General features: G+C 54.4%; 8 protein-coding genes. All 8 read right to left on the reverse strand.

The features are described from left to right. A partial coding sequence (locus tag DW039_RS20380; RefSeq protein WP_120382306.1) for a TraG family conjugative transposon ATPase occupies nucleotides 1–1,145 on the reverse strand: 1,145 nt, incomplete at its 3' end. Next, nucleotides 1,142–1,474 (reverse strand): DUF4133 domain-containing protein, encoded by a 333-nt coding sequence (locus DW039_RS20385; RefSeq protein ID WP_004291514.1) that lies wholly within the window; start codon nucleotides 1,472–1,474, stop codon nucleotides 1,142–1,144. The genes DW039_RS20380 and DW039_RS20385, both read right to left, overlap by 4 nt. A 10-nt stretch (nucleotides 1,475–1,484) precedes the next feature. Continuing rightward, complete coding sequence (locus DW039_RS20390) at nucleotides 1,485–1,802, reverse strand: DUF4134 domain-containing protein (RefSeq protein WP_002560983.1); 318 nt, start codon at nucleotides 1,800–1,802, stop codon at nucleotides 1,485–1,487. A 201-nt stretch (nucleotides 1,803–2,003) separates the two neighbouring features. Continuing rightward, on the reverse strand, nucleotides 2,004–2,732 hold the full coding sequence (locus DW039_RS20395; RefSeq protein WP_004304280.1) for a hypothetical protein: 729 nt from the start codon (nucleotides 2,730–2,732) through the stop codon (nucleotides 2,004–2,006). Nucleotides 2,733–2,748: 16 nt separating this feature from the next. Then, nucleotides 2,749–3,102, reverse strand: a complete 354-nt coding sequence (locus DW039_RS20400; protein WP_004291505.1) for a DUF3408 domain-containing protein — start codon at nucleotides 3,100–3,102, stop codon at nucleotides 2,749–2,751. 2 nt (nucleotides 3,103–3,104) lie between these two features. After that, a complete protein-coding gene (locus tag DW039_RS20405) occupies nucleotides 3,105–3,545 on the reverse strand; it encodes a DUF3408 domain-containing protein (RefSeq protein WP_004291503.1) in 441 nt (146 codons plus the stop codon). Between the two features lie 2 nt (nucleotides 3,546–3,547). Then, nucleotides 3,548–4,597: a ParA family protein gene (locus tag DW039_RS20410; RefSeq protein ID WP_004291492.1), complete on the reverse strand. Its 1,050-nt coding sequence runs from the start codon at nucleotides 4,595–4,597 to the stop codon at nucleotides 3,548–3,550. 25 nt (nucleotides 4,598–4,622) lie between these two features. Further along, nucleotides 4,623–4,834 (reverse strand): hypothetical protein (locus DW039_RS21155; protein WP_207810856.1); only part of this gene is annotated, 212 nt, incomplete at its 5' end.

Consider the following 4,834-nt stretch of genomic DNA (forward strand, 5'->3'; position numbering starts at 1 on the left):
TCTTCCGCCGGGAAGTCCGCCGCATTGCCGGGTATCGCCGCCCAGTAGAGTGTCGGGCAGTCGATGGTGTTGTGGCGCGGCACGCATTCCATGCTTGCCAACTGGCTGCCCACGTCGTTCTTGATATGCTTCAGTTCCTCCGCATCGTCGCTCCACGCCATGACGTTGAAGTGTGCCCGTACCGAGGTCAGTCCGTAGGAATGGGCTTCGTTCAGGTATTGGTCTATCCACTCGCGGTTGATGCTGTTGCTCCTTGAATAGCGAGATAGCGACTGCATGTTACGGGCGGACTTCTCGAACTTCTGCAAGGTTTCCTCACTGTTGTCTATCAGCACATACTGGTTGTAGATATGGTTGCAGGAGAGCAGAAGCCCCACCGGGGAGGCGAATGACAGTCGGCAGTCACTCCGGTCGGTGGAGAGCTTCTCGTAACGGGTGTCGGTAGCCACCTTGCCCGGCAGGTCTTCCGCGTCGGAGAGGGTGTGCAGACACAGGCGGTTGTCGCCGATGCGCATCTCCCTTGCCGAAAGCTCGATGTCCTGCAAGGTGGTGTCACCTTCCGGCATGAGCGAGAAGTAGCGTTCAATAAGTCCCGTCTTTCCCTCAGTACCCACAATCTCATCGGTGGAGAGGCGGCGCAGCCTGACAAGCCCGCTGTCGTTCATGATGCGCTCGAACTGTTCGCAGGCTTCCAAGAACTTGGTCGTGGTTTCCCTGTCCAGCTCCTTCGGGATGATATGTCCCCGGCACAGCGTGCTGAAATTGCTCTGCATCCGGTTACGCTCCTTTGTTGTCTTGGTCAGGTAGAGGTAGCAGGTGTGTTTCAGGTACGGACGCTCGTTGAAGTGACGCTCGAAAGAGCGGCTTAAAAAGCTCATGTCGTCCTTCTGAAGCTCCGGTTTGTAGCGTTCCTTGATGAACCAGTCCTGTTTGTGGACGACGGAGTAGTCCGGCAGCACCTTGATAGCCTTGCACCAGCAACTGTGTATCGCCTCGTACTCCGCACCCGTCACGGTGTAAAGTTCCGGTAGTTCCACCTCGAAAGCCACCGTGATGTCGGCGTCCTTTGAGATGATGCAGCCATGCTCCACCGCTAAAAGTGGGAACCTGTTTTCCAGTGTTGTCATTTTCGATGTATTCCTCATTGTCTTTCTTCCTTTCGTTGTCGTTTGAACAGACGGGTTATCCGCCGCCGGTTGATAAGGTATCGGGGATGGCTCCGTGCCGCTCCTAATTTCATCAGCCCGTGTTCACCGTACCGGGCGTTCAGCGCGAAGGTCTGCCATACAAGGAGGGAGGACGATGCCGCGCCGAAGCCGATACATATCCACTGGTCGATACCGACCATGTAGAGGATGACGAACAGGACGAAGAGAGCCAGCAGACCTCCGCAGAAAATGAAGAGGTACTGTGCCTTCAAGCCCTTGAACTCTACCGGACGGCCGATACCCTTGTTGATTGGGTATTCAGCCATACATTATTTATTAAAGGAAGAATGAGCGCAGGATGGTGGCGGCAACAATCAGGAAGATGCACGCGCCGAACCACGAGGCGGCTGTCTTGCTGGTGTCGGGGTCGCCCGATGAAAACTTGCCGTACACTTTTACGCCCCCGATAAGCCCGACGACTGCACCGATGGCGTATATCAGTTTAGTTCCGGGGTCGAAATAAGAACTCACCATAGAGGTGGCTTCGTTGATGCCCGCGATGCCGTTTCCCTGCGCGAAAGCGGAGGCGGTTGCGGCGATGACAAGTGCCGCGGAGAGGATTGCTTTTCTGTTTTTCAAGATGTTCTTGTTCATAAACTGTTCTTGTTTTTTGCCGTCAAAAGGGTGGATGGTCCTTTGTCGGGCGGTTGATACTTTGTTTCTTTACTTTGGTTTTAGTGGATGCCCGTTTGTTTCCACGGACGTGGGCGTGTCCGTTGCGGATGGGGATGCGCCTTGCGTTTCCTCGCCGCGTGGGTTGATGTCATTCTTTCATGTTCATTTCTTTTATTGTTGTCATACATAGTTGCGAATGTCGAACTCCTCGATGTTGTCCGGCACGACGAACTCCTTTTCAGATTTCTTCAGCCGAATCTCGATAAGCCCCTTGATGCGGATGCCTATCTCCGAAGAGCCTTCCATCATTTTCTCGTACAACTCCGTGCCCTCCATGTCGGTGAACACCTTAGCCGCCTTTTCACGTTCCGCCTGTGTCGCGTCCGGGTTTTTGGCGGTCTTGCAGGCGTCGTCAATCTCGTCAAAGCTGCTGCCCGAAGCCCGTGGCGTGTCCGAGGCGTCCTCTTCCGGTTCGTCGTCCCCGTATCCCAGTTCCTCCGGCGGTATGCTCGTGAAGGTCTCATCGAGTTTTTCCTCCGGGACTTGTGCCGGGCGGGATGCGTTTCCCGTTTTTCCGTCGTCAAAAGTAGCCTCTTCCTCCGACAGCTCAATGCCTTTTTCAATAGTGGCGGCTTCTTGCGTCGGTATGGCAGCGGTTGTCCGGGTGGATGCCATCCTGAAACGGCTCTTGCCGATGATGTCCGCCTTTTCCGCAGGGACTTCCTCGTGTGCCGCTATGCGTTTAGCCTCATTCCCGTCCAGTGACCGCCATAATCCGACAATGCCCTTGAAGAAGCGGACAATCCGCGTGTCCATGATGCGCTCGTAAAGGAGCAGGAACAGGAACCAGAGGTTGCAGCCGACCGATACCGCCAGCAGAATGTCTGTCATGCTGATTGTGTAATTCATATCCTTCCGTTTTTGGTTAGAATACTGAATTGTAATTTCGGGCATAAAGGCTCTTTATCGCATCTTCGCACTGGTTGAAGTGGTGCGTCAGCACATGGTCGATGTAAGCGGACAGCGTAAGCCGGTCATGCCCGATTACACGGGTGATACGCATGATACGCTCGTGGTACTCCGGGCGCACATACGCCATCTTCCCCTCACGTGCCTTTACTTCCGGGTCGCGGATGAACAGGCGTTCATAGTCCTTCTCACTGCATTTGCCGCTTACCGGGACAGGCGACAGTATTTCCACACTCGCCTGCACTTGGGTAAACATACCTCCGCAGTCTTGCTGTGGTCTTTTTTCATTCGGTGTCATTTCTTTTTCCATTTTCAAATCAGATCTTCACGTTGTTTCTTGTACAGTTCGTTGATTCTCTCCTTGTGCTGTTCCAGATGCTGGCGCAGCACGGTATCCACATATCCGCCTACTGAGATTTCCCCTCCGGCGATGTCGTTCACGATTCTGAGGATCTTGCCGTGGACGTCACGGCTGATATAGACACATTGGCGGGTCTTTATCTCGTTGCGGCGCAGGAATAGCTCGTTGTAGTCCTCGTCCTGCCTTTTCCGGCGTCCACTTTCCCTCTGCGCTTTTTCCCGTGTTACGGGTTGCACAGGAGATGGTTCCGGTGCGGCGGTGTCCTCTTCGGTCGGTGCAGCTGCGGGTACTTCCTGTGCGGGGCGCAGTGTCCCGTCCTGTGTGCGCCGCCCGATGGAGGCTAACAGCAGTTCCTCGTCGATGCCTTCCGTGTTCACTTTCCTGCTGCCCATGCTCACTGCGGTCTGATGATGTCGCTTATCTCTTCGGAAAACTCCCGGATGCCACTCCCTTTCAGCAGTGCCGTGTCCATCGGGAAGATGGTGGAGCGGAAAACGCTCTTGCGCTCTTCCGAAAGGTCACGGCGGAACTTCTTGCTGTCGGGCAAGCGGGTGGAAAGTACCGGAAAGCCCATTTCGGCTATCACTTCCTCGTAGATGCCGTACAAGTCGTTCCTCTCCCTGCCGTCCACCATCGTCCAGAACAGATGCAGCCCCTTTGTTTTCGCCTGTCCGGTAGTCATCAGCCTGTCGCGGAACATCGTGACGAATTTCAGGGTACTCTCCACGACAAAGCGGTCGGCACTCAGCGGAGTGAAAATGTAGTCCATCTGCGAGAGCGTCTTTATCACGCCGTTGCTTCGGAGTGTGCCGGGCATGTCGAAGAACACCACGTCGGGTTTCACGTCCTCAGTGGCAATCATCCTCTCGGCATCGTCGAGGGCGTTCACCGCATTGCTTTTGACGATGGTGTAGGCGTTCTTTTTGATCCGGCGGAAATGGTCGCAAGCGAGAGCCTTGAAGTAGGTGCTGCTGTCGATAAGCCCCATTTCGTGTTCGCGCAGCCCGTGGATGCTGTGCTGCGGGTCGTCGCAGTCCACGACGGCGACATTGTAGCCTTTCACGTTGTGCAGGTAGCTGGCGGCAAGTGCCGTGACAGTGGATTTGCCGATGCCACCTTTCTGTGTTGCGAATGCAACGAAGATTTCCTTACTCATAGTTCCATTTATTTTAATTGTTGATGATTTGTTTTTCTGTTTCCATACGGATTTGGCTGTCGCACCATCCGCTTCCGTGACTACACACGCAGGCGGGTCGTCGCGTATCCGGTTCTGTGGTGAAGCGGTGCGTCGGACAAATGGTGATTGACGACATTGCGTCATGAAGTCATTGAATCCATACGTCACCGAATTGTCGGAGAACCGGGTTTCCGACGGTTCGGGTATCCGTTTCGGCAAGTATCCGAAGAAGCGGATTTCCGGGTATTTGAATGTTCCGTTTATCATATCTTCAAATCGTTCGTTTCTTGAATCATGCTGCAAATAAACAAGTATATTTTGGAACCTGTATCACTTCTCCGGCAAGTGGCGGCACGTTGCGCCGGTTGGCAGTCATTGACCGGGTCAAGCATCTGTCCGATACCGCTTTAAGGGCGTAACTTTGCACCCGGACAGCAGGGTTCGCCGATGACGCGCGGCCCGGAGTCCTGAAAGGTATTTTCCCAATCCGTCCCCTGACGGATT

Source organism: Bacteroides sp. AF39-16AC (assembly GCF_003602735.1).
GTDB classification, from domain to species: domain Bacteria; phylum Bacteroidota; class Bacteroidia; order Bacteroidales; family Bacteroidaceae; genus Bacteroides; species Bacteroides uniformis.

Excerpts from the sequence above, each read along its gene's own strand:
- DW039_RS20390 (WP_002560983.1), bottom strand. The coding sequence starts at position 1,802 with ATGAACAAGAACATCTTGAAAAACAGAAAAGCAATCCTCTCCGCGGCA.
- DW039_RS20405 (WP_004291503.1), bottom strand. The coding sequence starts at position 3,545 with ATGGGCAGCAGGAAAGTGAACACGGAAGGCATCGACGAGGAACTGCTG.
- DW039_RS20400 (WP_004291505.1), bottom strand. The coding sequence starts at position 3,102 with ATGGAAAAAGAAATGACACCGAATGAAAAAAGACCACAGCAAGACTGC.
- DW039_RS20410 (WP_004291492.1), bottom strand. The coding sequence starts at position 4,597 with ATGATAAACGGAACATTCAAATACCCGGAAATCCGCTTCTTCGGATAC.
- DW039_RS20395 (WP_004304280.1), bottom strand. The coding sequence starts at position 2,732 with ATGAATTACACAATCAGCATGACAGACATTCTGCTGGCGGTATCGGTC.
- DW039_RS20385 (WP_004291514.1), bottom strand. The coding sequence starts at position 1,474 with ATGGCTGAATACCCAATCAACAAGGGTATCGGCCGTCCGGTAGAGTTC.